Consider the following 25289-nt stretch of genomic DNA (forward strand, 5'->3'; position numbering starts at 1 on the left):
TTCGAGGGAGGTGAGTAGATGAGCCGAGCATTCGTTTTTCCGGGCCAGGGCGCTCAGGTGATCGGCATGGGGGCCGATCTGGCCAAGAGCTATCCGGCCGCGCGCGCGGTGTTTGACGAGGTGGACGAGGCGCTTGGCGAAAAGCTGAGCGCGCTTATCTGGGAGGGCGATCAAGAGGCGCTGACCCTGACCGAGAATGCGCAGCCTGCCTTGATGGCGACCTCGCTTGCGGCCGTGCGTGCGTTGAAGGCCGAGGGCGTTGAACTGGCTGAGGTGGCCGCGTATGTCGCGGGACATTCTCTTGGCGAGTATTCCGCTCTGGCGGCGGCCGGAGCCATCAGCGTGGCAGACACGGCGCGCCTGCTGCGTATCCGGGGCCAAGCCATGCAGCAGGCTGTCCCTGTGGGCGTCGGCGCGATGGCGGCTATCCTTGGCCTCGAGCTTGATGCTGTCCGCGCAGTTGCGGAAGACGCAGCGCAGGGCGAGGTATGTCAGGCGGCGAATGACAACGATCCAGCGCAGGTCGTGGTCTCTGGCCACAAAGCGGCGGTGGAACGCGCCGTGGATCTCGCCAAGGCCAAAGGCGCCAAGCGCGCGATGCTCTTGCCGGTGAGCGCGCCGTTCCACTGCGCTCTGATGGCACCTGCCGCAGAGGCCATGGCTTTGGCGCTAAACGACGTCGAGATTGGCGCGCCGGTTGTGCCTGTCGTGGCCAATGTACGTGCAAGTGGCGTGACAGACCCCACGGAGATCCGCAGGCTGCTTATCGAGCAGGTAACGGGCTCTGTTCGCTGGCGCGAGGCAGTAATTTACATGAAGACGCAGGGCGTGTCGGAGATCTGGGAGATTGGCGCGGGCAAGGCCCTGTCTGGCATGGTGCGTCGCATTGACCGTGAAGTAGGCTGTCGTAACGTCGGGACGCCCGACGATGTCAAGGCGGCAGCAGACGCGCTGGCCGGGGCCTGATTCCGGCACAAGATACAGGATAGAGGACAAGGCATGTTTGATTTGACAGGAAAATCGGCGCTGGTCACTGGCGCGTCGGGGGGTATCGGGGCAGAGGTCGCGCGTGCGCTGCACGGTGCCGGTGCGACGGTCGGGCTGAGCGGCACGCGTGTGGAGCCGTTGGAGACGCTTGCTTCGGAGTTGGGAGAGCGTGCGCATGTTCTACCCTGCAATCTGGGCGACGCGGAGGCTGTCGAGGCGTTGCCGAAGGCGGCGATCGCCGCGATGGGCGGCCTTGACATATTGGTGAACAACGCCGGCATTACCCGTGATCAGCTGTTCATGCGGATGTCAGATAGTGACTGGCATGATGTGCTTGAGGTCAATCTGACCTCGGCGATGCGACTGTGCCGTGCGGTTGTTCGCCCGATGATGAAATCTCGCTGGGGTCGGATCGTGAATGTGGGTTCTGTGGTGGGGGCTATCGGAAACCCTGGGCAGGCCAATTATGCGGCTGCCAAGGCCGGGCTGACGGGGCTTACGAAATCCATCGCCCACGAGGTCGCGAGCCGGGGCATTACCGCCAATATGGTCGCCCCGGGTTTTATCGCCACTCCGATGACCGAGAAGCTGACCGATGAGCAGAAAAGTGCGCTCAACGCGCAGATCCCGATGGCGCGCATGGGCAACCCCGAAGAGGTCGCCGCCGCGGTGCTCTACCTCGCAAGCCCGGAGGCAGGCTATGTGACCGGAGCCACCCTGCACGTCAATGGCGGCATGGCGATGTTGTGAGTTTACGCCGGGTCAGATCGGTGTGAGTGGGCGGAGTGAAAGCATTTGCCATTGCCCTCGCATATGCTATAGGCCACGCAGATTAGCCGGAGGAACTTGCGGATTCTCCCGGTGGCCTGTCCGTTCAGGCAATCGAGAACCGCCCGATGGGGCATAATCCACGCCGCTTCCCGGGCCGGGCGGGGGCAGACAACGGGCGAAACTGCCCAAGACAAAATGAGGAACAAGACATGAGCGATATCGCAGACCGCGTGAAAAAGATCGTTGTGGAGCACCTGGGTGTCGAGGAAGACAAAGTTGTCGACAAGGCGTCTTTCATTGACGATCTCGGCGCGGACAGCCTGGACACCGTAGAGTTGGTCATGGCGTTCGAGGAGGAATTCGGCATCGAGATTCCCGACGACGCTGCGGATACGATCCAGACCTTCGGCGATGCTGTCAAGTTCATCACCGACGCGTCCTGATATCGTCAGACAGCGACACATCAGGGCCCTGCCGTATTCGGCGGGGCCTTTTTGGTTCTAGGCTCTGCGCGACCACGGCGTTGCGTATTCCTGCACCGCTCCGTTACGGTGCTATGAGAGGCGGTTAACGCCTTGTTGATATCTCCCCTTTCCATCGCTCCAGCCGAGGGCGGCGCCCGCACCGCGCGGGATCAGGAAAGGGATATCCATGAACAAGGCAATTACCGATGACATCGTTTTCATGCCCCAGCCCTTCTCGGCGGGTTTGGGCCAATGGTCGAGCGGTGACGGAAGACCGAACTCTGACACCTATGAGAATGCTGCGAATGCTGCATTCGTGCCTGCGGATCAGGATTTTGGCGGTGCGCTGGAGTTGCAAAAAACCGAACCCGTTCAGCGTTTGCGCTACATGGGCGAAACACCGATCCTGCCGGGCTGCTATTTGCAGATCCGCGCACGGATCAAGGCGATCTCCGGCAATCTGCCGAATGTGCGGATCGCGGCGTTCGCGGGTGGGGCAGGGGGAGAGCCTCTGCCTGGGGTCACAGTGACAGGCCCGCAAACCACGCTGACGACGTATGGCGAGGTTCTGGAGGTGCAAGCAATCGTCGGCACCGGCACGCGGGTTGGCGTTGACATGCCTTGGGGGCGCGCGGCGATCTTTGGGCATTTCGGTCTAGACCTCACCGGCCCGAGCGGTGGAGTCGTGCGGATTGATGACATCGTGATCGAGGATGTCAGCCGCTTTTTCCTGCGAGATGTGATCAGCACAGTGGACGTGCGCGACTTCGGCGCGATTGGCGATGGTGTCACGGATGACCATGGCGCATTCGAGGCGGCGGATACCGCCGCGCAGGGCCGCGAAATCATTGTGCCAGCCGGGTCGTACCGTCTCGGAGAAAGCACAACGATCCAGAATCGCATCCGCTTTGAGGGGACCGTCGTGATGCCCGATGCGGCGATTCTGGCCCTGACAAAGAATTACGATCTGCCCAGCTATATCGACGCCTTTGGCGATAGCGAGCTGGCGTTCAAGAAAGCTTATCAGGCGCTCTTGAACAATCCCGGTCATGTCACGCTCGACATGGCAGGGCGCAAGGTGGCACTGCGCGAGCCTGTCGACATGGCTGCCACCGTTGGCAATCGAAGCACCTACAACCAGCGCCACGTCATTCAGAACGGTCAGTTCTCGGTGTTTTCCGGCGCGGCCTGGGCAACAGACGTGGTGACCGCCCAGGCGAGCTATGATCCGGACAATGCCAAGCGGCTGACCAACGTCGCCAACGTTGCCAATATTCCGGTAGGATCATTGGTCGAGGGTAATGGCGTAGGGCGTGAAGTTTACGTGACTGCACGAAATGTCGGTGCGCAACGGCTCGACATCAGCCAGCCTCTCTTTGACGCGGCCGGCACGCAGACATATACCTTCCGGCGGTTCAAATACATGCTCGACTTCAGTGGCTTCGAGGACGTCTCTAGGATGGTGTTCTCCGAGGTTGATTTCCAATGTTCGGGCGATTGCAGCGGTGTCTTGCTTCCGCCTCAGGGCTCTGCAAACCATTTTCGCGATTGCTTTGTCACTCGGCCACGGGATCGTGGTATCACGAGCCACGGCGAAGGTGATCAGGGCATGATGGTGGATCGCTGCCAATTCCTGTCCGATGAGGGGCCGCTCCTGTCGACTGAACGTGCCAGCATAGCACTCAATTCAAATGCCAACGACGTCAAGATACGCGATAACCGGGTGGTATTGTTTCGACATTTCGCGGTGCTTGCGGGAAGCAGCTCGATCATCTCCGGCAATCACGTGTTTCAGGGAGACAGTGCGGTGAATGGAGTGCGCGCGGCAGGATTTGTTCTGACACGTACAAATAACCGGGGCACGATCACCGGAAACTACATTGATAATTGTTTCATTGAATGGGCGAACGAGCATGACTCCGCTCCGGAATTTGCCAGCGAGTTCTCGTTCAGCGCTCTGAGCATCACGGACAACGTTTTTCTGGCCAGCGACATGGCACCATGGTTCACGTTCATCACTGTCAAACCGCATGGCGCGGGACATTTTCTAAACGGCATGATCGTGACGGGCAATACCTTCCGGGCGATCGGTGAGATGGACCGGGTCGAGACAGTCGATACCAGCTTTGCCGATCTAAACTATGAAAATGTGCGCAATGTCACGTTTGCCGACAATAGCTTTCACAATATCGGCACGCCAGTGGCGAACCCATTGCTGATGCAGCACACAGAGGCAAGCGCGGACAACACCTGGATCGTTCGGCCCGCGCCGCGTTTGCCGTTTGGCGCTTGGGCACAGGTCGTGGAATCGGTTTTACCCTCAGGGCCCTTACGCGATGGTAATGATGCGGTGACGCATGTCCTGCCCTATTTTCAGGCCAAACAGGGACCAGACAATGACCGGATCAACCTGCGTTGGCCTGTACCTGTTTCGGGTACGGTGGTCCTGCGGGTGCGGATTGACGATCCGCTCTGAGAGCTGCGCGTTCAGAACTTTCGCCAGATCCCTAACTTGAGCCCGCGTTTCCCACTGCCGCTAAGCGGCGCGATCAGGCCAAACTCGAGATATGCGCCGGGTCTCATCCTGTAGACGAAAGAAGGTGCCAGCCGTGTATAGGGCCGCCCGTGTGCCGGGCGGCCCGTCTGGATTTGCAGGATGGTCTTGCTGCGTCGAGAGGTGCTGAGACCGATTGTCATATCGCTTTCGAGAGTATGGCCGCCACTTTTGAAAAGTACGAGCCGTCCATCGACTGCCGCCCATCCGTGGCGGTCCCAGATCGTAAAGCCCTGTCCGACCGATAGACCGGGGCGCAGCGCGTTTTGGCCATCGACCTGACCCAGGCCGATTTCTACGGCGAGTTTGAGCGGGCGCTCCAGCTGCCCAAGTGGCCAGCGGGCAAAGGCAATTCCCTTTGTCATGCGCAATGTGTCACCCCCCAGATCAAGCCCGAGCGTCAGGCGATCCGTCGCGCCATATTCGGCATAGAGACCAATGAAATGGTTGTAAAAGCCGAAGTCATCCGGTTGGTCGATCTGGCCCGACACCGAGAGGAACCCCTGACCCTTCTCGCGCGGCCATGCCCCCGCACGCGCCTCCAGGACGAGCCAAGGTGACAAGATCACAAGGACAAGCAGGCATCTCAACATGGTTACCTCTGCCTTAACACTCGTTAAAAAGAGTAAAGCGGTGGTTAAGAGCCCTCGGGAATTTACCGTGCATGGCCCGCGTGTTAGGCTTGTGGAGCAAAGGAGGCTTGTCATGCCGCAAATCACCACAGACACGGCTCACCAGACCGTGATAACGACGTTCGAAGTGACCCCGGGAACTTGCGAGGACCTCCTCGATTTGCTGAACGCCGCTTACAGCGACTTCATCTCGCAACAGCCCGGCTTTATTTCCGCCAGCCTGCATGTCAATGACGCCCAGACCAGGATCGCCAATTATTCGAAGTGGCGTGCGCGCGAGGATTTTCAGGCGATGCTTCGGAGCAGCGAGATGCGGGAGCGGAACCGCGAGATCAATGAGTTGTGCAAGAGCTTTGAGCCCGTGATGTATGACGTTGTGGCGAGCTTTGGATGAAAAAAGATATCGAGCAACCGGAAGATTTGACGCAGGAGGTGGCGGGGCTTCGACGCGAGTTGACCCGACTGAATGCACACCGCTTCATCCGGGTTCACAATTCGATGCCGCGCATGCTGGCGTTCAACTTTGCGCGCGGGCTGGCCGTGGGTCTTGGCACGGTGATGGGGGCTACGGTGCTGTTGTCGGTCATGGTTTGGGCGCTTAGCCAGATCGAGTTTCTGCCGATCATTGGTGAATGGGCGGCGCAGATCGCACAACAGATGCAGACAGCGCAGGAGTGACGCGCCCGTGATCTGAATCAAGGCAGGGCGTCGAGCATCGCGTCAGTATTGGTGGACAAAATGCGAAAGGACATCCCATGTACAAACACGTTCTGGTCCCGATTTCCTTCGATACGGACCGAGACGCAGCAGGCGCGCTGAGCGCGGCGCGTCTCTTGGCGGGCGACGCCGGTAAGATCAGCCTGCTGCATGTTATCGAACACGTGCCTGATTATGCGATTTCCTATTTGCCACAGGGGTATCTGAAGGAGGCGCACAAAGCCGTTGAGGCCGAGCTGGCCGCCATGGCTGCGACCTTGCCGAACGGCAGCTCGCATGTGATCGAAGGACATTCCGGGCGCACCATCCTTGACTGGGCAGAGGCGAACGGGCCCGATTGCATCGTGCTGGCCAGCCATCGTCCGGGCATGCAGGATCTGCTGCTCGGGTCGACTGCGGCCAAAGTCGTGCGACACGCAAATTGCGCGGTACATGTCATTCGGTGATTGGCAAGTGTTGCGGATCGGGCAGGCACTCCCCACATCCCTTGAAAGGTGAACAAAAGGAGAGTGCCTATGCAATGCCCAATCGATGGTGCCCAACTCGTTCTGGCGGAGCGTGCGGGGGTCGAGATTGACTACTGCCCTCAATGCCGTGGCGTTTGGCTGGACCGGGGCGAGCTGGACAAGATCATTGACCGCTCTGCCGGGGCAGTCGGCGGACCGGCGCCCGATCCCGACGACCGGGGCCATGACGGGCGCGGACAAAAGCCCCGCAAGAAGCGTGGCGGGTTTCTAGAGGAATTGTTCGATTTCTGAGCTAAAGGCTTGATCGCGGCGCATGTCGGGGCTAGGGGCCGCACATGGCCTATTTGCTGACCGCTCTGATTGCTGCGCTGATTGCCCTGCTGACCCTCACTCCGCAAATGCCGGGGCCGCCGGGCTTTCCTGGGGTCGACAAATTGGCGCATTCAGTGGCGTTTTTGCTGCTGGTATTTCCGATATCGGTCACGCGCCCGCGCAAATGGCGCATCGTCGGTCTATGGGCGATGTGCTATGGCGCGCTGATCGAGATCGTGCAACCGCATGTCGGGCGCAGCGCTGAGTGGGCGGACCTGCTTGCCGATGGCGTGGGGGTGGCGATTGGGATTGCTCTGGCACTGGCTGCACGCAGGCTTGTTTGGACGTCCGGGGATGTGATGCGTTGACCGCGGTCAGCTCGTATGCCAAGTCCGTTTCGGAATGCAAAGGGCTTGCCGTTGCAGAAGGCTCTGCACCAGCGGCATGAAGCCATCGTTCCTATTCCAAGCGGAAACGAACCAAGGCGCGGCGCCGCAATCACTCGATTTGCGCCGCGCAGCAAGCGTTCAGTTATCCAATCACCCCCTGAAATTCACGCCATTCCCCCTTGGACATGCCGGAGGTATCCTGCGTGACCTCTTCGCCTTTTAGCATCCGTCGCACGCATTCGAGCGCCGTTGCCGAGAGCGTCGCGCCGCCCATCCGGTAATCCTCGAACGCCTTATAGGCATAGGGCACCCAATCGGCGACAAGACGGCAGATTTCGTCGGCATAGACCCGGATTTCATATTGAGCGTGGGCGTCGGCGCGCAGGCGCAGGAAATGCAGAAGATTGTGCAGATCGACCTTCCAATACCATTGCGTATAGATATTGGCGGGCAGATTCATCCGTGCCAGCTCGCGCGCGAGCCCTTGCTGGCCGTCCTGTCCGATCATCTCTTCGTAGTGGTCATAGCAGCGCATCGCATCTTCGGTCAGGATGCGCAGCACACGCTGCGCCTCGTCGCCCTCAAGCGCCGCACCGCGCCCCTGATTGTTGGTTGTCGATTGCGCCGCGAGCGCATCGGGGGCCGGGATGTAGAACTCGCGGTCCAGGATCGAATAGCGCGCCGAGTATTCGTTTACATTGGCGGTGCGGTGCCGGATCCACTGGCGCGCGACGAAGACGGGCAGTTTGACATGGAGCTTGATTTCGCACATCTCGAAGGGTGTCGAATGCCAGTGACGCATCAGGTAGCGGATCAGCCCCTCGTCGTTCTGTACATGTTTAGTGCCGGCACCATAACTCACCCGCGCCGCCTGAACGATAGCGGCATCGTCGCCCATGTAATCTATTACCCGGACAAATCCGTGATCGAGCACGGGGTGGGCCGTGTAGAGATGCGCCTCCATCCCGGCTGATGTCGTACGCCGGGTTTCATGCGTTTGGCCGCGTTGCGCGTCAATTTCGGCCTGTTGTTCGGGGCTGAGGGGCATAGCGGAGCCTTTCATCACTATAGCGAGTCGCAGTCCACTATATCTTGGGGATGCCCCCTGAGGAAAGCCGATAGAGAGTATGTGCGAGAGCGCCACAGAGTGTATTTTTCTACAACCGCTGCCTGCATCGGTGATTGACTTTTGAAGGCTAAAGCGGGAAGTTTCTGAAAAACAAGAAACAAATGACATATTGAGGGCAGTCTCATCATGAAACAAATCGTGGCAGGCCTTATGGCCGCTGCCCTTTTGGGCGGCTGTGGAGGCGGATCAAATCCGTTCGAGAGATCGGCGACCGAAGACGAGAGCGCAACCGACGGTGGCACCACCGATGACGGGACCACGGACGGCGGGACGACCGATGACGGGAGCACAGACGGCGAAACCAACACCGATGGTGACAGTTCGCCCACGGTCAACACAGAAGTTGCGGTGCCCGAAGAACTGGCCGGTAACGTGCGCAGTGTCAGCTTTGACGCAGCGACTCAGACATTGGTCGTCGAAGCGCTGAACCTCGATGATGTGCCTGTAAGGGCAGTCTACCGGCGTCGTCCGGGGCTGGACAGGAATGGCTATGTTGGGTTCAGCGTACAGAATGACCCGCTTGACCGGCATTTCACCGCCTTCGCCAAGGAATCGTCCAACAGCAATTCCGTGCGCGCCGCGGTGGTCGGAAGCGGCGGACCTCGCAATATCGGGTTCCGTGGCGGGTTTTTCGAGCGCGACGGTGATTACACGCCGCCTGAGGTCAGCGAAACGACAGGTCTTGTCAGCTATGCGGGGCGCTATGTCGGGATCAGCAATATCGGCGTCACGAACGGGTCGGATCTGGCGGAGATCCCGGTCGATCTGTTGACCAGCGAAGCGTTCCCCGAAGAGTTGCGTCCGACACAGGCGGTTTCAGTGGATGGCAAGGTGTTCATCAACGCCGATTTCGCGGATAACAGTGTCGAGGGTAATGTCTTTGACCGCCGTTTGGTGGAGACAAACACCCGGCTTCCGTCGGTCGTTCTCGTGACCTCGCCGATTGCTGGAAATGGCACTTTCAACGGTGACGTTGAAATTGATAGCCGAGAAGACCTTAACGAGGACGGGATAGCGGATGGTTCGCGTACGGTCCTGGGGTCATATGGCGGCGTGTTCGGCGGGCCGAATGCCGACGCCGTGGCTGGTATTATCAATCTTGACGATCTCGGTGGCGGGCCAGAGCTTGAAGATCTGGGTCTGAACGGCGAGCTGCTGGAGACCGGCATATTCGTTCTCGATCAATGTGGGCAGACCGTAGATGCCGAGCTTTGCAACCTTGTCAATCCTGACGTTGCCTCGCCCTGAGCGGGCCTTTTTCGGGGCGGCTCTGGTCGCCTTGATGGCGGGCGGATCGGCTTTGTCCGAGTCCGCCCGGCTGTCTCTTGCGCAAGCGGATGCGTTGGCAGCGCAGGCCTTGGCTGCGGGCGAGTCGCGTTTGGCCTACGATCTCAGCAAGGGGCTCTTGGAGGCCGGCAAGGACAATCCGCGCGCCCATTACTATCAGGCGCTTGCATTGGCGCAGGCGCGTGCGTTTGGTCCGGCCGAAAGGAAGGCGGCGCTCGCCTATTGGCATTCAAACACCGAAGAGCAGCGCTATCAGGCCGCCAATCTCGCGGCACAGCTGAGCTTTGCCGACGAACGACTGACAGGGTCGCAGTTCTGGCTGCGGCGAGCGGTCGATCATGCGCCCGATGAGGTTGCACGCGCGCGGACTGTCAGTGCGTTCCAGAATGTACGCGCGCGCAACCCCTTGCGCTTTGATTTGCGCGTGTCGACCGCACCCTCGGACAACGTGAATAATGGCTCAAACAGCCCACTGAATGTGATTGACGGCGTGCCAGTGGTCGGCAATCTCAGCCCATCGGCACGAGCGCTCTCTGGCGTGATCACCAAGGCGCATGGCTCGCTGTCTTACAGGATCGCGCAGAGCGAGGGGCGTGAAACCCGCCTGCGCGGTCGGGTCACGGCACGACGGGTGGACATCTCCGACCGCGTGGTCGGTCTAAGCGGGGACGACCTGTCGTCGACGCTCGTAGAGCTGGGAGTGACCCAATATTTACGCGGCTCGCGTGAAACCGTGACGTGGAAATTCGATCTCGATGGTGGTCGCGTCTGGTACGGCGGCGATCCCCTCTATGATTTCGCGCGCCTTGGCGTTGCCCGGTATCAGCGCCTGGACGAGCGATTTCTGCTCAGTTTTGGCGGCTCTCTGGAGGAGCAGCAGGACGAGGCCGCGCGCGGCGCGGACAGTACCATTTCCGGAGCCTTTGCAGGGATCGGGATGAGCCTTGAGGGGGGCGGGCGTGTCGGGTTTCGGCTGCAATATCGAGATGCTGACAGCAGCGGTGTCAACCGCACGTCAGACCAATGGACCGGCATTGCAACCTATGCCCTCGGTCGCGAGCTCGGGCCGGCGAGCCTGGAGTTTTCCCTTGGGGTCAGCCGGCTGGATTACGGGCGCTATCAGGTGGGGTTCATCAACGTGCCCGGGGGGCGCGATGACGAGTCGGTGTTCGGTGGTGTGACGGCCACGTTCAACGACTGGGGTTACATGGGCTTTGTGCCCACGCTCACCGTGACGAGCGAGCGCAGCCGGTCCAATATCAGCCGGTTCGATGTTGAAGAGACGTCAGTCAGCCTCGGAATTCGTTCCGAATTCTGAGACGGGCAGGGTGGTTTGCTCTGGTTTTTGCCTCGACACTCGCGCGAGTGCCTCTATCCTCAGGACAAATGCAACGACGGAGGAATGCAAGTGATGCGCATTAGATATTTGCACACGATGGTCAGGGTAAAGGACCTTGAAGCGACAATGCGGTTCTTTGGCCTGCTGGGGCTCAAGGAAACGCGCCGTTGGGACAACGATGGAGGGCGTTTCACACTTGTCTTCATGGCACCCGAAGGGCAAGAAGAATGCCCGGTCGAGCTGACCTATAATTGGGATGGCGACGAGGGGCTGCCGTCGGATAGCCGTCACTTCGGGCACCTGGCCTATTCTGTCGGCGATATCTACGAGATGTGCCAGCATCTTATGGATAATGGTGTGGAAATCAATCGCCCGCCGCGAGAAGGGCGGATGGCGTTTGTGCGCAGCCCCGACAATATTTCGGTGGAACTGTTACAAGAGGGGGAGGCCCTTGCGCCCAAGGAACCATGGACGAGTATGGAGAATATCGGCCATTGGTGAGGCTCGCGGCGGCATTGTTGATCGCGGTTGCAGCCTCCCCGGCGCAGGCGGCCTGCCGCCTCGCGCTGGTACTGGCGCTTGATGTCTCGTCCTCTGTGGACGACGAGGAATACGCGCTGCAACGGGTCGGGTTGGCCGCTGCGCTCGACGCGCCCGAAATCCGGCATGCCGTACTGCAAGGTGGGCAGGGCGATGTCGCGTTGGCGGTCTATGAATGGAGTGGCCGCTTTCAGGAAAAGCGGCATCTGGATTGGAGCGTCCTGCGCTCTGATGGGGATATCGACCGCGCGGTCGCGGTGCTTGCGGAGATGGAGCGTTCGACCTCGGATTACCCTACGGCGCTTGGCTCGGCATTGGGGTATGGGGCGCAAGTGTTGACGCAGGCGCCTGCCTGTGACCGGCGGGTGATTGACGTCTCGGGTGACGGGATCAACAATGAGGGGTTCGCGCCGGCGCTGGCCTACAGGCACTTTCCCTTTGATGGCGTCACCGTCAACGGGCTTGTGATTCTCGGGCATGATGCCGAGGTGGTCGCGCATTACCGGCGCGAGGTTCTGCGCGGCCCTGGAGCGTTCTTGGAGGTTGCGCAGGGTTTTGAAGATTTCCAAGAGGCGATGGCGCGCAAGCTATTTCGTGAAATCAGCGATATCCAGTTGGGTGCGCTTGCACCATCCGAGGCGGCGCCACGTCAGTAAATATAGCGGATCTGATCCGCCCAGTATCTTTCGACCCGGCGCAACGACGCCGTGATCTGATCTATGCCATCTGGTCCCAGAACTCCGCGCCCCTTCAACCCTTCGGCATGACGCGCGAAGAGACCTGCGACGACATCCCGAATGTGGCGGCCCTTCTCGGTCAGTCGTACCCGAACGGATCGGCGATCCACTTCGCAGCGTTGATGGTGCATATAGCCCATTTCGACCAGTTTCTTGAGGTTGTAACTGACGTTGCTGCCTTGATAGTAGCCACGCGTCTTGAGCTCACCTGCGGTGACCTCGTTATCGCCAATATTGAACAGCAAGAGCGCCTGTACCGCGTTGATCTCGAGCACGCCCACGCGCTCGAATTCGTCCTTGATCACATCAAGCAAGAGCCGATGTAACCGTTCGACCAATGACAGCGCGTCCAAATAGCCACTTATGAAGCCATCATTGACAGGCGGCGTGTTCCGGGGGCTGTGAAAACTCATGTCCGTCTCCGTGCGATACTGCTCGCAGCCGAACCTGAGCGACAAACCCGAACATTAGGTAAACCCTGACGAAATCCCCTAAAATACGCACTAGTTTTCGCCGTGTGCTCGCTCGGTGATCTCGGCGATGAGCGCGACGAAATTGGAAGGTGGGGCCGTTTGGCCCGTCACCCATTGATAGAGATCCTGATCGTTTTCGCACAGCAACGCGTCAAACCGATCAAGTGCTTCGTTGTCCATAGAGGCAAGCCGCGCATCGGCAAAGCGGGTCAGGATGATGTCCATCTCCTTGATGCCCCGGCGCATCGCCCGCATATGCAAGCGCTTCACGCGATGCGCATGCGGCTCATGTGCCGCGCCAGGTGCCTCATTCACCGGCTTCTTCCCGAAGCTTGGCGCGCAGGGTCTTCTCCAGACGCGCGAGACGGTCTGTAGACCGTGTCAACTGTGTGCGGATATCGCGAATTTCTGTCAGCATTTCAGTGACATCAGGAGATAATTCCCCAGCCTCGGGTGCGCCCGGCCCTTCACCCTCGCCGGAGAGCAGCCACAAGAGCGAGACATTAAGAAGCCCCGCCATCATCGACAACTTGTTCGCGCGGGGCTCTGAAAGGTCGTCTTCCCAGGCCTTGAGCGTCTTCAGCTTTACGCCGAGGCGCTTGGCAAGGTCGCCTTGCGTCATGCCCGAGCGTTCGCGGGCACCCGCCACGCGGTCGCCGAAGGTGGTGGCATCGGGGTCAAACCAGCTTTCATTGGTGTCTGTTGTCATCTCATCCCTTTCCGGCGATCGTCCTTGATCAACCTTTGGCGGCAACTTATGAGATTTGTCAGGTGAATTCAAACCGGGGGCGGCTATGTCCGATCTGTCCGCGACATTATCTCGCGTAAAGCCATCGCCCACCATCGCGGTGACGACGAAGGCGCAGGAACTGAAAGCAGCGGGGCGCGACGTGATCGGCCTTGGCGCGGGCGAGCCGGATTTCGACACGCCCGACCATATCAAGGCGGCGGGCATTCTCGCCATTGAGCAGGGCAAGACCAAATACACCGCCGTCGATGGCATCCCCGAATTGAAGGCGGCGATTTGCGCCAAGTTCAAGCGCGACAACGGGTTGGAGTATGCGCCGTCTCAGGTCAGCGTCGCCTCGGGCGGCAAGCAGATTCTCTACAACGCGCTTATGGCGACGCTCAATCCAGGCGATGAGGTGGTGATCCCCGCGCCCTATTGGGTCAGCTACCCCGACATGGTTTTGCTGGCGGGCGGCGAGCCGGTGGTGGTGCCTGCGGGCATCGAGACCGGGTTCAAGCTGACGCCAGAGGCGCTCGAGGCCGCGATCACGCCGAAAACCCGCTGGTTCATCTTCAATTCGCCGTCGAACCCCACCGGGGCGGGCTATACATGGGACGAGTTGAAGGGCCTGACCGACGTGCTGCTGCGCCACCCCCAAGTATGGGTGATGACCGATGACATGTATGAACACCTCGCCTATGACGATTTTCAGTTCTGCACCCCCGCACAGGTGGAACCGGCGCTCTACGGGCGCACGTTGACCTGCAATGGCGTCTCCAAGGCCTATTGCATGACCGGCTGGCGGATTGGCTATGCGGCGGGGCCGGAGCGGTTGATTTCCGCCATGCGCAAGATCCAAAGCCAGAGCACTTCCAACCCCTGCACGATCAGCCAATGGGCGGCGGTCGAGGCGCTGAATGGCAGCCATGCCTTCATTGCCGAGAACAACGCCGTTTTCACGCGCCGCCGCGATCTGGTCGTGTCGATGCTGAACGAGATCGACGGCTTGGAGTGCCCGGTGCCCAACGGGGCCTTCTATGTCTACCCGTCGATTGCGGGGCTGATCGGCAAGACGAGTGCCGGGGGTGCGCTGATCGAGGATGACGAGGCCTTCGCCACCGCCCTTCTGGAAGAGACCGGTGTCGCCGTGGTTTTTGGCGCGGCCTTCGGGCTTTCCCCGAACTTTCGGGTCAGCTACGCTACCTCCGACACGGCGCTGAAAGAGGCCTGCGGGCGGATACAGGCGTTCTGCGAAGGGCTGAGATAGGAACAAACATGGCGGGCGATCTCCCCGATTATTACTTCAGGGTGCGCGAGAACGGGGCCTTCGTGTTCCGGGTCGATACCGAGAACCGGCAGCGCCGCATAGACATGGACCAGATCGCCGTCGTCAACATTCGCAAGTCCGAGATCAAGCCGCATGGCGACCGCGAGTTGAGCGAGGCGGATATCGCCGCGATCACCGAATGGATGACCGAGCGGCAGACGATCCTCGAGCATCGAGATATCGACGATATCCTGCGGGCGGTGGATTATCTCAACACCACCACCCATTGGGCGCAGTCGCGTGCGACCGATGAGCAGTTGGAGCAGGTGACGGATGCGCTGTTGCTGGCCATGCACGACCTGCGCACCGTGCTGGTGCGCAAGAAGGCGGACCGATTGCTGAAGGACGGGTGAGGGGGAAGTCGCCGTGAGCCGCGCATCGACGGGCCGCGGTGCGGCGATCCAACGCTCGTTCGGCAGACCTTTATCTCTGCCAAGTTGGGAAAACATTCACGCGATGCGCAGGTTGCAGCCAAATCGCCGTGCCGTCGGGGCGGCGTCATGCCGGAGGCATGCCTCTGGCATGACGATGCGCGGCGGCCTAACGGTCGCGATTCGCGCAGGGTACTTTATTCAGAAGCCGTTATTCCCCGTCACGCCGCCACGCCGCGCGCCGACCAGCCCCAGAAGCGCAACAGCATGAACACCCCCGCCAGTGCCAGCCCGGCCGCGAGGCCAAGCCAGATGCCCGCCCCGCCATAGCCGAGGGTAAAGCCCAGCACGTAGCTCACCGGCACGCCGACGGCCCAGTAACTCAGCGCCGCGATCACCATCGGCACGCGGGTATCCTGCACCCCGCGCAAGAGGCCAAGCGCCATGACCTGCGCCGCATCGACCAGCTGAAACAGCGCCGCCGCCGCCAACAGCCCGCGCCCGATCTCGATCACCGCCGCGCGGTCCGGGTCGTCGGGGTCCAGAAACAGGCTGATCATCGCGTCGGGCAGAGCCAGAAACAGCGTCATCGTCACCAGCGCCACCGCCCCCGACAGCCCCAGCACCACCCGTGCCCCGTCGCGCAAGCCCTGCCCGTCGCCGCGTCCGTAAGCCTGCCCGGCGCGCACCGTGGCGGCATTCGACAGGCCGACATGCACCATGAACACCACCGATGTCACCTGCAGCGCGATGCCATGCGCGGCCAGTGGCAGCGTGCCCAGCCAGCCCATCATCACAGAGGCGGCGGCGAAAAGCCCGACCTCCGCGAGATTGGTGATACCGATGGGCCAGCCAAGGCGGAAGACGCTTGTCAGCGCCTCCCAGTCAGGCCGCCATAGGCGGGTGAAAAGCGCGTGTTCGGGGGCCACGAGGCGCACATAGAGCATGAGCGCCAGAAGGGAGCCGATATGCACCGTGAGCGAGGCGATGGTCGCCCCGCGCACGCCGAGTTCGGGAAAGCCCAGATTGCCGAAGATCAACAGGTAGTTGACCACGATGTTCATCGCCACCGCCGCCAGAGTGATCCACAGCACCACCGCCGTGCGCTCGAGCGCCGCGAGATAGGATTTCAGGACCATCACCATCAGCGCTGGCAGGATGCCCCAACCGGCGATGATCAGGTAATCGGCGGCCAGCGCCGATGTGGACGGGGCCTGCCCCAGCAGGCCGAACACCGTCTCGGAGCCCAGCATCAGCGGCAGGGTGACAAGGCCGAACAGCACCGACACCCAAAGCCCCATGCGGGTGATGCGCCGCACCTGCGCGCCTTCGCCGCTCGCCTCAGCGGAGGCGACCATCGGCATCACCGCCCAGGCAAAGCCCGAGCCCATGATGAAGAGTACGAAAAACATCGTGCCGCCCAGCACCTCGGCGGCCAGCGCCTCGACCGAATACCAGCCGAGCATGAGCGCATCGGTCAGGGTGATGGCGAATTGCGCCACGTGGCTGCCGACGAGCGGCAGGCCAAGCCCCATCACGGCGCGGGCGTGCTGGCGGTATGAAAGACGCGGTTGCATGGAATTGGCGTTAGCCGGGGCGGTCCTCGCGCGCAAGCCCCGTCAGAGCACCGCCAGCATGAGTTGCAGCGACAGCGCCGCAATCACCACACCCGCCGCAAGCTCCAGCAGTGGCAGCGCGCGGGCAAGGCCGCCCGCCTGACCGGTGGTGAGCCGCGCCAACGCCCCCTCGCGCAGCGTGACCGAGGCCAGCGCCACCGCAAGCGTCACGCTGGCGGTGCCCAATCCCATGGCGAAGGTGCCGAGGATGCCCGCCATCTCCAGCCCCATGCGCCATGTCAGGATCAGCAGGAACAGCGCCCCGGTGCAGGGCCGGATTGCCACGGCGGCAATCAGCGCCAGCGCATCGCGCCAGCCGGTGACCGATGCCGCCTCGTGCGCCGTGGGTCCATGTTTGTGCCCGCAACTGGAACAGGTGCCGTCGTGGGTGTGATTGACCGACCGTGCAGTGCGCAGTCTCCGCAACCCGCGCAGCGCGAGCCATGCGCCCACAGCCGCGATGGCGGCATAGCTGGCGGGGGCCATGATATCCTCGGCCAGCCCGGTCATGCGCTGCCGCGTCAGATCAAAGAGGAAGACGCTGGCATAAACCAAAACCACCGCCGATGCCGCCTGCGCCAGGCTCGAGGCGAGCGCCAGCCTCGACAGGCGCAGCGCGCTCACGCGCGCGGCCATGCCATAGCCGCCGATCAACAGCTTGCCATGCCCCGGGCCGGCGGCGTGGAAAAAGCCATAGGCGAAGCACAGCGCCATGAGGCCGGTCAGAGCCCCCGGATCGCCCGCCCGCAGGCTGCGCAACAGCCGCGCCATTGCCTGCTGCGTCTCGGCCTGCCCGGCATTGGCCCAGGCTGACACCGCACCGGCCCCGCCGAACCCCCAAAGCCAGACTACCAGAGCCAGCAGACAAAGGGCCGCAAAGCTCAGGACGGGGCGGCGCATGACAGAACCATCGCCTGCGAAAAGAGATTGCCGACCTCGACGCCCTCATATTGCTCTTCGGCGCTGAGCTGGCCCAGCAGCTCGCGGAAGGCGCGTTGCGAGGCGTCCAGATCCGGCTCGCGGATCGTGTAGCTGCACCCCTTCGGCAGGCCGATCGGGCCGGTCAGCGTGTGCTCCACATAATAGGTCGGATCATAGGCCGCGACCTTGAGCCCATCGCCCGGTACCGGGTCAAACGTGCGCTCATGCGTGGCGACAATGCGGCCCTCCTCCAGCGCGATTCCAGTCGGCACCGGATGATCGAGCGCAACCTTGTCATCGCCGTGATGCATATAGAGATCGCCCTCGAACCCCTCGGGCCATTCCACCAGATCAAACCCCTTGAGCTGCGCCAGTTCGTCATCCGTCAGCACCCCGTCGCCATCGGCGTCGAGCCCCATGTCGCTGAGAATGAGCAATGAGAAGAAATCGTCATAGGTCCACGTCACCTCGACGCGGGAGAGATTACCCTGATCGTCGCCGGTAAACTCCAGCGCCACATCGACAAAGACATGCGGATGCGCGGCAAGATTGCCGACGGGCAGGCAGAGGCAAAAGGCAAGCGCGGTGCTACGGGTCCGGATCATGGGCGCATGATTACGCAGGTCACGGCATACGGGCAAGCGCGCAAGCCACACCCGCGCCCGCAATGCGCGAAAATCAGCGCGGCCTGCGATCGTCGGGATGCAGCGACTTGCCCAGGATATGATCGCTCTTGTGCAGCACGTGCTGCGCGGTCGAAACGATCAGCGGATCAGGCGCGCGGGCGATCTTGACGTCCTTGTCTGGATAATCCAGCGAACTCAGAAAATGCTGCATGCAGTTGAGACGCGCGCGCTTCTTGTCGTCGGATTTCACCACCGTCCAAGGGGCATCGGCGGTGTCGGTGTAGAAAAACATCGCCTCCTTGGCCTCGGTGTAGTCCTCCCATTTGTCAAGGCTGGCGCGGTCAATCGGGCTCAGCTTCCAATGCTTCAGCGGATCGGTCTCGCGGCTGGCAAATCGGGCACGCTGCTCGCCTTGGCTGACCGAGAACCAGTACTTGTAGAGGCGGATACCCGACCGGACCAGCATGCGCTCCCACTCGGGTGTCTGGCGCATGAATTCGAGATATTCCCACGGCTCGCAAAAGCCCATCACGCGCTCGACCCCGGCGCGATTGTACCATGAGCGATCATAGAGCACGATCTCCCCTGAGGTCGGCAGGTGCTCGACATAGCGCTGGAAATACCACTGGCCCTTTTCCTGCTCGGTGGGCTTGTTCAGCGCCACGACCCGAGCGGTCCTCGGGTTTAGATGCTCAGTGAAGCGCTTGATCGTGCCACCCTTGCCAGCGGCGTCACGCCCTTCAAAAAGCAGCACAAATTTCTCGCCGCTCTCCTGCGCCCAGAGCTGCACCTTGAGCAATTCAGCTTGAAGTTTGGCCTTTTGCGCCTCGTAGCTGCGACGACTGATCTTGGTTTCATAGGGATATTCACCCGTCTCGAAGGCGCGGCGCAGCGTCGCTTTTTCAAGGTTCCTTGTTGTGTTCTGCGCTGTGGGGGGCGTCGCTTGTGCGGCGTCGGGTGTCTCTGTCAATTGGCTGTTCCTTGGTGTTCTGGATTGATGACGCCAAGGTTACACTTTTTCGAAGCAGGCCGCCTTGATGCGTGTCAATAGACTGTCGGACGGCTTGACCGGCCATGTGTCACCCCGCTATGGCCGACACAGTCAAACAGGCGCTGTTATTATCCTGATCGTCGAGGCCAAGCTGCTCCATTGCGCAGAGCGTGCCAAGGCAGACGTCGCAAGAATGCGGCTTCAGATTCAACAAGCTGGGGAAGTGTAGAATGTCATTTATGAAGCATAGTTTTCTGATTTTGACAGGTTTATCTCAGGTGAGAGCATGACTCCGGGCGCGCGCGTTGCAGCGGCGATTACGGTGCTGGAAACGACCCGCACCGGGATAGCCGCAGAGAAGGCCCTGACCAATTGGGCAAGGAGCGCCCGATACGCGGGATCTGGCGACCGAGCGGCTGTGCGCGATCATGTTTTCTCGGTTTTGCGCCGTTGGCGGAGCTGTGCCGCACTCGGAGGCGGCGACACGGGGCGAGCCTTGCTTCTTGGCCTTCTGCGCGATCAAGAGCTTGATCCAACCGAGTTTTATACGGGCACAGGCCATGCACCGCCGGTGTTGAGCGACGCGGAACAGCAGGCGGGGGAAGCACCGGACGCCGCGTCGGCGCGGGATCTGCCGGATTGGCTTTGGCCCCGTTTCAAACAAGCACTTGGCCCGGGGGCCGAAGCCGCAGCGCAAGTGCTACGCAACCGTGCGCCCATTGTTCTGAGGGTCAATTTACGGCACTGTACCCGGGCGCAGGCGATCTCGGGCCTTGTCGATGACGGGATCATGACGCAGCCAATGGAAACGGCAAAGAGTGCCCTGCAAGTTACTGCAGGTGAGAGAAAAATTTCTAGTTCAAAACTTTTCAAATCAGGTGGTGTTGAGCTTCAGGATGCAAGCAGTCAAGCTGCGGTAGAGGCCATGGACTTGCGGGATGGCGCGCGGGTCCTTGACTATTGCGCTGGCGGTGGCGGAAAGACTCTGGCCATGGCGGCTCTTGCCGATTGCGCGTGGTTTGCACATGACATTTCTGTTCCCCGTCTCGCCGATCTTCCGCCGCGCGCGCGCCGGGCCGGGATTGACGTGGAGATCTTGGATGGATCTGCGTTACCACGTATGGCTCCGTTCAATATGGTCTTGTGCGATGCGCCGTGTTCCGGAAGCGGAACATGGCGACGTAATCCAGAGGCCAAATGGGCGTTAACACCCGAGCGACTGCGAGAGCTTACCGAGTTGCAGCGCCAAATCCTGTCCGAAGCTGCCAGCCTCGTCGCGCCGGGAGGGCGGTTGATTTATACAACATGCTCCATTTTAACTGAGGAAAATCAAGAATCTGTTGATCGGTTCTTATGTGATTTTCCAGCGTGGTCCAAGCTGCAATCCCGCAATTGGCCTATCTCGGATCAGAGCGATGGTTTCTTTTTCGCAGAGCTTTCGCGATATAGTTGATTTATCGTCAACCTTGACGGGAGTTGCCGGCGCGCATTAAGCCTAGATTAAGAAGTGTGTGGTCAAAAAGAGGGTGAAGGTATCGTGAGGCGAGGGCGCGCGACGTGGCATTCACCACCCATCCAGGCGGTCCCATAGGCAAGGCGGCAACGCGTCTGGGCCCGAGAGCAGGCATGCTCTCGGTCGCAGCATTCGCTTTCTGGGCGGCTTCCCTTCTGGTGCCCCAAGATCATGCGCGATGGTTGTTGTGGTTGATCGCCGCCACGATCGGAAGTGTTGCCGTCTTGGTCATGGCCATAGGTCGGCGCGTCGCGCGGCAGACTTCAGATTTTGAGGCAGAGGCTGCGCACCTGCTGGAGGCTGATCCGGTCCCGACGTTAGTCACCGGTATCGATGGACAGCTTGTCTACCGCAATATTGCGGCGACGCGTGATCTCGGGGCGGATCGGGAGACGACGCTGGCGGGTGCGCTGAGACAGGTGCTGGCCAATCCTGGTGCCGTTCTCTACCGGATGGAGACCCGCGCGCTTGCCAAAGGTTCGGCGGTTGAGGATCTGCTGACCCGTGCAGGTGCGCTGCGGCTCAGTGTCCATCGCTGCGGAGACAAGTGGTTGTTGTGGAGGATCGAGAAGGCCTCCGATCAGTTGCCGCGCGATACCGAGTCGCACCCGTTGCCGATGCTCACGGTCGGGCGCAACGATGCTGTGCTTTTCATGAATCCGGCCGCGCGGGACCTGGTTGGCGAGCGCGTGCGCTCGCTTGATAAGCTGTGTCAAGAAATGCCCCTGCGTTCGGGAGAGGTGAACGCCATTACCACGGCGGATGGTCCATTATCTTGTTTGGTGGCCGAGCGCGAGTGCATGGCGGGACGGCGGGAGATCTATCTGCTTCCTGGAGTTGTCGGACTGGGATGCCAGCCGGATGGCTGGGCCTTTTTCGATGACTTGCCGGTGCCGCTCTTGAAACTCGCCAGGGACGGCATGATCGAATTGTCGAACCGTCCGGCGCGAGACCTGCTCGGTATTGAAACTCGTGCGGGGCTTGGACTGAGTGACGCGCTTGAAGGGCTCGGTCGATCGATCGCCGATTGGATCGATGACGCTGCAGCAGCACGTGGTACCGTTCATTCCGAGTTTTTGCGTGTGAAACGCGAGGATCGCGAGGTTTTTGTTCAGGTGACCCTCAATCGAGCGGTTGACCAGGGAGAGGTCGTTCTTATTGCCGTGCTGAACGACGCGACAAAGCTGAAATCGCTCGAGGCCCAATTCGTGCAGAGCCAGAAGATGCAAGCAATCGGCCAGCTGGCTGGCGGTGTCGCGCACGATTTCAACAATCTTCTCACCGCTATTTCCGGTCATTGCGATCTATTGCTCCTGCGGCACGATCAGGGAGACGACGATTTTGGCGACCTTATGCAGATCAATCAAAACACCAATCGCGCCGCCGCATTGGTCAGCCAATTGCTTGCCTATTCGCGCAAGCAGACACTGCGTCCTCAAGTCATCGACTTGCGTGACACATTGTCGGATCTGACGCATCTCCTCAACCGGCTGGTAGGCGAGAAAGTGTCCTTGTCCCTGCGCCAGGATCCGACTCTGGCCCCCATCCGCGCCGACAAGCGGCAGCTTGAACAGGTATTGATGAACCTCGTCGTGAACGCCCGTGATGCCATGCCCGAGGGAGGCGATATTCGAATCGAGACCCAGAATTTGATATTGGACGCGCCTCTAAGCCGTGATCGCGCCCTTGTGGCTGCGGGACAATATGTGTGTGTCCAAGTCTGCGATGATGGCGTCGGAATCGCGCCGGACAAGTTGCAAAAGGTATTCGAGCCTTTTTTTACAACAAAACGTACCGGTGAGGGCACTGGGCTCGGACTTTCGACGGCCTACGGCATAGTAAAACAAACCGGTGGTTTTATCTTCGCCGATAGCACGCTGGGCGAGGGCACATGCTTCAAGCTGCTCTTTCCGGCATATCTTGGGGACTATGTGCCGCTTGACAAACCGCCTTCGCAGGCCACCTCGCGGGCGCCGGCAACTGGCGTGGTCTTGCTGGTAGAGGACGAGGCGCCAGTGCGTGCCTTTGCCAGCCGCGCATTGCAGTTGCGCGGGTTCACCGTGCTCGAGGCGGACTCTGCCGAAGATGCTCTGGATATGCTGACGGATGAAACTTTGGACGTAGATGTGTTCGTGACAGATGTCGTCATGCCGGGGATTGATGGACCGGGCTGGGTGCAGAAGGCCTTGGAGCAGCGGCCCGATGCACGGGTTGTTTTTATGTCCGGGTATGCCGAAGAAACATTTGGACCCGCACAGTCGCGCATTCCAAATTCCGTTTTCCTCGCAAAACCCTTTTCACTTAACGAGCTGACTGAAATCGTACAACGCCAGATTTTGTGAGTGGGGTACGTCAATCAGCACGGTCCTCCGGTCGCGGCTTCGGTGGCTGGGCCTGATAAGTGCCGTCTGCGCCAATCCCACCCCAAAGGCTGAAATCGTCGGCGTATTTGCGGCGTAGCCTCGCCGCAGATTCGGGCGAAAGATTTAGAGGCAGGACCGGTGACCGATTGACGCTTTCAGGCGCAACAGTCACTCCGAGCCGTGCTTCGAGGAACTGTCGGAGTCCGGCTTGATCCTCATAACGAAACAGATGGGTGACGCGGACGCCATTGCGCTGTGGTTCTAGGAACTTAGCCTGCCTGCCGACATTGGCGTAACTGGGTTGATCGCCGGCACAATACGCCGCAACGAAAGCATCGAAGCTCAATTTCTGCGTGCTGTTCACATGTCCAGCCATTTCGGGGCGGCGGCGATACCTGTACCAACTGCCAAGCCAATCAACCGGTTCGCGCATGACCGCGGCGACATCAAAGGAACCCTCGAAAAATCGCTCGACCATAGGTCTGAAAAACCGATTGTATCGAAATAAAGGCGCATGCTTGAGCTCTGGCGGCGCTGAAACCGCAATTGCCGCAAAAGGTGCGAGAGCCGCCTCATATGCCGTGCTGCCAGTCTTGGGAACCGACAACAAAACTAGCCTTGCTTGGGAGAAAATCAGCATGCGCCCCTTTCGAATGTCATCTTCGATCCGCTCGTTGGCTGAAACTACTTCTTAATCTTTGCGGGCGAAAGTGGAGATACCATAATTTACTTGAAGTGTTCGTGCTTTGTCTTCATAACGAACTGGGAACAAAAAAGGAACACAGCCAATCATTGCCGCGCGCGGCAGGGTGTGAAATAAGGGACCGACAAATGGCAACGGCAGATCTTCTATCCATGGATAACAAGCGAAACGCGGACAAGCAGAAAGCGCTCGATAGCGCGTTGGCTCAGATCGAACGGCAGTTTGGCAAGGGCTCGATAATGCGCATGGGCGGCGACAACCCCGTCAGGGATATCGAATCTACATCGACGGGCTCCCTAGGCCTTGATATCGCCCTCGGTATCGGAGGCATACCCAAGGGCCGTGTCGTCGAGATTTATGGCCCTGAAAGTTCGGGCAAGACGACGTTGACCTTGCATTGTGTGGCTGAAGAGCAAAAGAAGGGCGGCGTTTGCGCATTCGTTGATGCCGAGCATGCGCTGGATCCTGTTTATGCGCGCAAGCTGGGCGTCGATCTTGATGAATTGCTGATTTCTCAGCCCGACACGGGAGAGCAGGCGCTTGAGATTGTCGACACCCTGGTGCGGTCTGGTGCGATCAGTCTGGTCGTCGTGGATTCGGTCGCTGCTCTTACCCCGAAGTCGGAACTTGAGGGTGAAATGGGTGATAGCAGCGTTGGTGTGCAGGCGCGCCTGATGAGCAAGGCCATGCGCAAGCTGACCGGGTCGATCAGTCGAACCAATTGCACGGTGATCTTCATCAACCAGATTCGCATGAAGATCGGCGTGATGTTCGGTAGCCCCGAGACCACGACGGGCGGAAACGCCCTCAAGTTTTACAGTTCCGTCAGACTGGACATTCGGCGTATCGGCTCACTCAAGGATCGCGATGAGATCGTTGGTAACGCGACGCGCGTGAAAGTCGTCAAAAACAAGGTGGCACCTCCGTTCAAGGAAGTCGAATTCGACATCATGTACGGTGAAGGAATCTCGAAAATGGGTGAGTTGCTCGATCTTGGCGTCAAGGCCGGGGTTGTTGAAAAGTCGGGCAGTTGGTTCAGCTATGGCGATCAGCGGATCGGGCAGGGCCGGGAGAATGCGAAAACATACCTTCGCGAACATTCTGAGATGGCACTGGAGATCGAGGATAAGATCAGGGCCTCGCACGGGCTCGATTTTGATCTGCCCGAGGGCTCTGACGGCTCCGAGAAAGGTGGCGTTCTAGAGGCGTAGAGGAATAATCCTATCACACGTGATCAGGCCCGGCGATTGTCCGGGCCTTTTTCTTGCGGTGGACATGATCCGGTGGCCCCGTTACATCAACAGGATACAGGCCAAACACACGCTCGGGA

28 protein-coding genes are annotated in these 25289 nt (G+C 60.3%); 18 read left to right on the top strand and 10 right to left on the bottom strand.

Annotated elements, in window-relative coordinates; all coding sequences use genetic code 11:
• Positions 1 to 18 precede the first annotated feature (18 nt).
• The 4 genes from fabD (at position 19) to Q0X85_RS11550 (ending at position 4698) form a co-directional block, all read left to right on the top strand.
• Positions 19 to 966: an ACP S-malonyltransferase gene (fabD, locus tag Q0X85_RS11535; protein ID WP_297772138.1), complete on the top strand. Its 948-nt coding sequence runs from the start codon at positions 19 to 21 to the stop codon at positions 964 to 966.
• 33 nt (positions 967 to 999) lie between these two features.
• Positions 1000 to 1737 carry a 3-oxoacyl-[acyl-carrier-protein] reductase gene (fabG, locus tag Q0X85_RS11540; protein ID WP_297772139.1) on the top strand — a complete coding sequence of 246 codons (738 nt, stop codon included), beginning with the start codon at positions 1000 to 1002 and terminating at the stop codon, positions 1735 to 1737.
• A 230-nt stretch (positions 1738 to 1967) separates the two neighbouring features.
• A complete protein-coding gene (locus Q0X85_RS11545) occupies positions 1968 to 2201 on the top strand; it encodes an acyl carrier protein (RefSeq protein WP_037243286.1) in 234 nt (77 codons plus the stop codon).
• A gap of 208 nt (positions 2202 to 2409) precedes the next feature.
• Entirely contained in the window at positions 2410 to 4698 is a 2289-nt protein-coding gene (locus Q0X85_RS11550) for a glycosyl hydrolase family 28-related protein (protein WP_297772140.1), read from the top strand.
• Positions 4699 to 4709: 11 nt separating this feature from the next.
• On the opposite strand, the gene Q0X85_RS11555 is transcribed toward Q0X85_RS11550, so the two are convergent.
• Positions 4710 to 5369, bottom strand: coding sequence for a hypothetical protein (locus tag Q0X85_RS11555; protein ID WP_297772141.1), 660 nt, complete (start codon positions 5367 to 5369; stop codon positions 4710 to 4712).
• Between the two features lie 112 nt (positions 5370 to 5481).
• On the opposite strand from Q0X85_RS11555, the gene Q0X85_RS11560 reads away from it, so the two are divergent.
• From Q0X85_RS11560 to Q0X85_RS11580, 5 genes are all read left to right on the top strand, one after another.
• Entirely contained in the window at positions 5482 to 5802 is a 321-nt protein-coding gene (locus Q0X85_RS11560) for an antibiotic biosynthesis monooxygenase family protein (protein ID WP_297772142.1), read from the top strand.
• Positions 5799 to 6086, top strand: coding sequence for a DUF5665 domain-containing protein (locus Q0X85_RS11565; RefSeq protein ID WP_297772143.1), 288 nt, complete (start codon positions 5799 to 5801; stop codon positions 6084 to 6086). Before Q0X85_RS11560 ends, Q0X85_RS11565 begins: the two co-directional genes overlap by 4 nt.
• A 77-nt stretch (positions 6087 to 6163) precedes the next feature.
• Entirely contained in the window at positions 6164 to 6571 is a 408-nt protein-coding gene (locus Q0X85_RS11570) for a universal stress protein (protein ID WP_297772144.1), read from the top strand.
• A 69-nt stretch (positions 6572 to 6640) separates the two neighbouring features.
• Positions 6641 to 6883, top strand: coding sequence for a zf-TFIIB domain-containing protein (locus Q0X85_RS11575; protein WP_297772145.1), 243 nt, complete (start codon positions 6641 to 6643; stop codon positions 6881 to 6883).
• A gap of 44 nt (positions 6884 to 6927) precedes the next feature.
• Positions 6928 to 7272 (top strand): VanZ family protein, encoded by a 345-nt coding sequence (locus Q0X85_RS11580; protein ID WP_297772146.1) that lies wholly within the window; start codon positions 6928 to 6930, stop codon positions 7270 to 7272.
• Positions 7273 to 7435: 163 nt separating this feature from the next.
• Here the strand turns inward: Q0X85_RS11580 and thyX are convergent, their stop codons facing one another.
• On the bottom strand, positions 7436 to 8341 hold the full coding sequence (gene thyX / locus Q0X85_RS11585) for an FAD-dependent thymidylate synthase (RefSeq protein WP_297772147.1): 906 nt from the start codon (positions 8339 to 8341) through the stop codon (positions 7436 to 7438).
• A 207-nt stretch (positions 8342 to 8548) separates the two neighbouring features.
• Here thyX and Q0X85_RS11590 point away from each other — a divergent pair, with 207 nt between their 5' ends.
• The 4 genes from Q0X85_RS11590 (at position 8549) to Q0X85_RS11605 (ending at position 12244) form a co-directional block, all read left to right on the top strand.
• Complete coding sequence (locus Q0X85_RS11590) at positions 8549 to 9670, top strand: hypothetical protein (RefSeq protein ID WP_297772148.1); 1122 nt, start codon at positions 8549 to 8551, stop codon at positions 9668 to 9670.
• Complete coding sequence (locus tag Q0X85_RS11595) at positions 9642 to 11027, top strand: hypothetical protein (protein ID WP_297772149.1); 1386 nt, start codon at positions 9642 to 9644, stop codon at positions 11025 to 11027. Before Q0X85_RS11590 ends, Q0X85_RS11595 begins: the two co-directional genes overlap by 29 nt.
• Positions 11028 to 11120: 93 nt before the next feature.
• Entirely contained in the window at positions 11121 to 11549 is a 429-nt protein-coding gene (locus Q0X85_RS11600) for a VOC family protein (protein ID WP_297772150.1), read from the top strand.
• Positions 11516 to 12244: a DUF1194 domain-containing protein gene (locus Q0X85_RS11605; RefSeq protein ID WP_297772151.1), complete on the top strand. Its 729-nt coding sequence runs from the start codon at positions 11516 to 11518 to the stop codon at positions 12242 to 12244. Before Q0X85_RS11600 ends, Q0X85_RS11605 begins: the two co-directional genes overlap by 34 nt.
• On the opposite strand, the gene Q0X85_RS11610 is transcribed toward Q0X85_RS11605, so the two are convergent.
• The 3 genes from Q0X85_RS11610 to Q0X85_RS11620 all read right to left on the bottom strand — a co-directional run bounded on the left by Q0X85_RS11610 (position 12238) and on the right by Q0X85_RS11620 (position 13507).
• Positions 12238 to 12738 carry a winged helix DNA-binding protein gene (locus Q0X85_RS11610; RefSeq protein WP_297772152.1) on the bottom strand — a complete coding sequence of 167 codons (501 nt, stop codon included), beginning with the start codon at positions 12736 to 12738 and terminating at the stop codon, positions 12238 to 12240. The genes Q0X85_RS11605 and Q0X85_RS11610 overlap by 7 nt on opposite strands.
• A gap of 90 nt (positions 12739 to 12828) precedes the next feature.
• Positions 12829 to 13053: a succinate dehydrogenase assembly factor 2 gene (locus tag Q0X85_RS11615; protein WP_297772187.1), complete on the bottom strand. Its 225-nt coding sequence runs from the start codon at positions 13051 to 13053 to the stop codon at positions 12829 to 12831.
• Positions 13054 to 13105: 52 nt separating this feature from the next.
• Entirely contained in the window at positions 13106 to 13507 is a 402-nt protein-coding gene (locus tag Q0X85_RS11620; RefSeq protein WP_297772153.1) for a helix-turn-helix transcriptional regulator, read from the bottom strand.
• A gap of 85 nt (positions 13508 to 13592) precedes the next feature.
• Between Q0X85_RS11620 and Q0X85_RS11625 the strand changes: the two genes are divergently transcribed.
• A complete protein-coding gene (locus Q0X85_RS11625; RefSeq protein ID WP_297772154.1) occupies positions 13593 to 14795 on the top strand; it encodes a pyridoxal phosphate-dependent aminotransferase in 1203 nt (400 codons plus the stop codon).
• Between the two features lie 8 nt (positions 14796 to 14803).
• Positions 14804 to 15208 (top strand): hypothetical protein, encoded by a 405-nt coding sequence (locus tag Q0X85_RS11630; RefSeq protein ID WP_297772156.1) that lies wholly within the window; start codon positions 14804 to 14806, stop codon positions 15206 to 15208.
• 239 nt (positions 15209 to 15447) lie between these two features.
• Here the strand turns inward: Q0X85_RS11630 and Q0X85_RS11635 are convergent, their stop codons facing one another.
• From Q0X85_RS11635 to ppk2, 4 genes are all read right to left on the bottom strand, one after another.
• Positions 15448 to 16803, bottom strand: a complete 1356-nt coding sequence (locus Q0X85_RS11635) for an MATE family efflux transporter (RefSeq protein ID WP_297772158.1) — start codon at positions 16801 to 16803, stop codon at positions 15448 to 15450.
• Positions 16804 to 16845: 42 nt separating this feature from the next.
• The gene (locus tag Q0X85_RS11640) at positions 16846 to 17742 is read right to left on the bottom strand and encodes a hypothetical protein (protein ID WP_297772159.1); all 897 of its coding nucleotides are present in this window, start codon (positions 17740 to 17742) and stop codon (positions 16846 to 16848) included.
• Complete coding sequence (locus Q0X85_RS11645) at positions 17724 to 18368, bottom strand: DUF1007 family protein (protein ID WP_297772160.1); 645 nt, start codon at positions 18366 to 18368, stop codon at positions 17724 to 17726. The genes Q0X85_RS11640 and Q0X85_RS11645 overlap by 19 nt, the downstream gene beginning before the upstream one ends.
• Before the next feature lie 73 nt (positions 18369 to 18441).
• Positions 18442 to 19359, bottom strand: coding sequence for a polyphosphate kinase 2 (gene ppk2, locus Q0X85_RS11650; RefSeq protein WP_297772161.1), 918 nt, complete (start codon positions 19357 to 19359; stop codon positions 18442 to 18444).
• 517 nt (positions 19360 to 19876) lie between these two features.
• Between ppk2 and Q0X85_RS11655 the strand changes: the two genes are divergently transcribed.
• A complete protein-coding gene (locus Q0X85_RS11655; RefSeq protein ID WP_366129874.1) occupies positions 19877 to 20833 on the top strand; it encodes an RsmB/NOP family class I SAM-dependent RNA methyltransferase in 957 nt (318 codons plus the stop codon).
• Positions 20834 to 21006: 173 nt separating this feature from the next.
• On the top strand, positions 21007 to 23235 hold the full coding sequence (locus Q0X85_RS11660) for an ATP-binding protein (protein WP_297772163.1): 2229 nt from the start codon (positions 21007 to 21009) through the stop codon (positions 23233 to 23235).
• A gap of 10 nt (positions 23236 to 23245) precedes the next feature.
• Here the strand turns inward: Q0X85_RS11660 and Q0X85_RS11665 are convergent, their stop codons facing one another.
• Positions 23246 to 23896 carry a gamma-glutamyl kinase gene (locus Q0X85_RS11665; RefSeq protein ID WP_297772164.1) on the bottom strand — a complete coding sequence of 217 codons (651 nt, stop codon included), beginning with the start codon at positions 23894 to 23896 and terminating at the stop codon, positions 23246 to 23248.
• Positions 23897 to 24087: 191 nt separating this feature from the next.
• Here Q0X85_RS11665 and recA point away from each other — a divergent pair, with 191 nt between their 5' ends.
• On the top strand, positions 24088 to 25170 hold the full coding sequence (recA, locus tag Q0X85_RS11670) for a recombinase RecA (RefSeq protein WP_297772165.1): 1083 nt from the start codon (positions 24088 to 24090) through the stop codon (positions 25168 to 25170).
• Positions 25171 to 25289 lie beyond the last annotated feature (119 nt).

This window comes from uncultured Roseovarius sp. (genome assembly GCF_947259555.1).
In the GTDB taxonomy this organism is placed as follows: domain Bacteria; phylum Pseudomonadota; class Alphaproteobacteria; order Rhodobacterales; family Rhodobacteraceae; genus Roseovarius.

Bases quoted from the DNA above. Each gene is read 5' to 3' on its own strand.
- Q0X85_RS11545 (WP_037243286.1), top strand. From the start codon at position 1,968: ATGAGCGATATCGCAGACCGCGTGAAAAAGATCGTTGTGGAGCACCTG.
- Q0X85_RS11620 (WP_297772153.1), bottom strand. From the start codon at position 13,507: ATGACAACAGACACCAATGAAAGCTGGTTTGACCCCGATGCCACCACC.
- Q0X85_RS11605 (WP_297772151.1), top strand. From the start codon at position 11,516: ATGGACGAGTATGGAGAATATCGGCCATTGGTGAGGCTCGCGGCGGCA.
- Q0X85_RS11560 (WP_297772142.1), top strand. From the start codon at position 5,482: ATGCCGCAAATCACCACAGACACGGCTCACCAGACCGTGATAACGACG.
- Q0X85_RS11580 (WP_297772146.1), top strand. From the start codon at position 6,928: ATGGCCTATTTGCTGACCGCTCTGATTGCTGCGCTGATTGCCCTGCTG.
- Q0X85_RS11570 (WP_297772144.1), top strand. From the start codon at position 6,164: ATGTACAAACACGTTCTGGTCCCGATTTCCTTCGATACGGACCGAGAC.
- Q0X85_RS11600 (WP_297772150.1), top strand. From the start codon at position 11,121: ATGCGCATTAGATATTTGCACACGATGGTCAGGGTAAAGGACCTTGAA.
- Q0X85_RS11625 (WP_297772154.1), top strand. From the start codon at position 13,593: ATGTCCGATCTGTCCGCGACATTATCTCGCGTAAAGCCATCGCCCACC.
- Q0X85_RS11660 (WP_297772163.1), top strand. From the start codon at position 21,007: ATGCTCTCGGTCGCAGCATTCGCTTTCTGGGCGGCTTCCCTTCTGGTG.
- Q0X85_RS11550 (WP_297772140.1), top strand. From the start codon at position 2,410: ATGAACAAGGCAATTACCGATGACATCGTTTTCATGCCCCAGCCCTTC.
- Q0X85_RS11555 (WP_297772141.1), bottom strand. From the start codon at position 5,369: ATGTTGAGATGCCTGCTTGTCCTTGTGATCTTGTCACCTTGGCTCGTC.
- Q0X85_RS11635 (WP_297772158.1), bottom strand. From the start codon at position 16,803: ATGCAACCGCGTCTTTCATACCGCCAGCACGCCCGCGCCGTGATGGGG.
- fabD (WP_297772138.1), top strand. From the start codon at position 19: ATGAGCCGAGCATTCGTTTTTCCGGGCCAGGGCGCTCAGGTGATCGGC.
- Q0X85_RS11565 (WP_297772143.1), top strand. From the start codon at position 5,799: ATGAAAAAAGATATCGAGCAACCGGAAGATTTGACGCAGGAGGTGGCG.
- thyX (WP_297772147.1), bottom strand. From the start codon at position 8,341: ATGCCCCTCAGCCCCGAACAACAGGCCGAAATTGACGCGCAACGCGGC.
- Q0X85_RS11610 (WP_297772152.1), bottom strand. From the start codon at position 12,738: ATGAGTTTTCACAGCCCCCGGAACACGCCGCCTGTCAATGATGGCTTC.
- Q0X85_RS11645 (WP_297772160.1), bottom strand. From the start codon at position 18,368: ATGATCCGGACCCGTAGCACCGCGCTTGCCTTTTGCCTCTGCCTGCCC.
- recA (WP_297772165.1), top strand. From the start codon at position 24,088: ATGGCAACGGCAGATCTTCTATCCATGGATAACAAGCGAAACGCGGAC.
- Q0X85_RS11575 (WP_297772145.1), top strand. From the start codon at position 6,641: ATGCAATGCCCAATCGATGGTGCCCAACTCGTTCTGGCGGAGCGTGCG.
- Q0X85_RS11615 (WP_297772187.1), bottom strand. From the start codon at position 13,053: ATGCGGGCGATGCGCCGGGGCATCAAGGAGATGGACATCATCCTGACC.
- Q0X85_RS11665 (WP_297772164.1), bottom strand. From the start codon at position 23,896: ATGCTGATTTTCTCCCAAGCAAGGCTAGTTTTGTTGTCGGTTCCCAAG.
- Q0X85_RS11590 (WP_297772148.1), top strand. From the start codon at position 8,549: ATGAAACAAATCGTGGCAGGCCTTATGGCCGCTGCCCTTTTGGGCGGC.
- Q0X85_RS11630 (WP_297772156.1), top strand. From the start codon at position 14,804: ATGGCGGGCGATCTCCCCGATTATTACTTCAGGGTGCGCGAGAACGGG.
- fabG (WP_297772139.1), top strand. From the start codon at position 1,000: ATGTTTGATTTGACAGGAAAATCGGCGCTGGTCACTGGCGCGTCGGGG.
- Q0X85_RS11640 (WP_297772159.1), bottom strand. From the start codon at position 17,742: ATGCGCCGCCCCGTCCTGAGCTTTGCGGCCCTTTGTCTGCTGGCTCTG.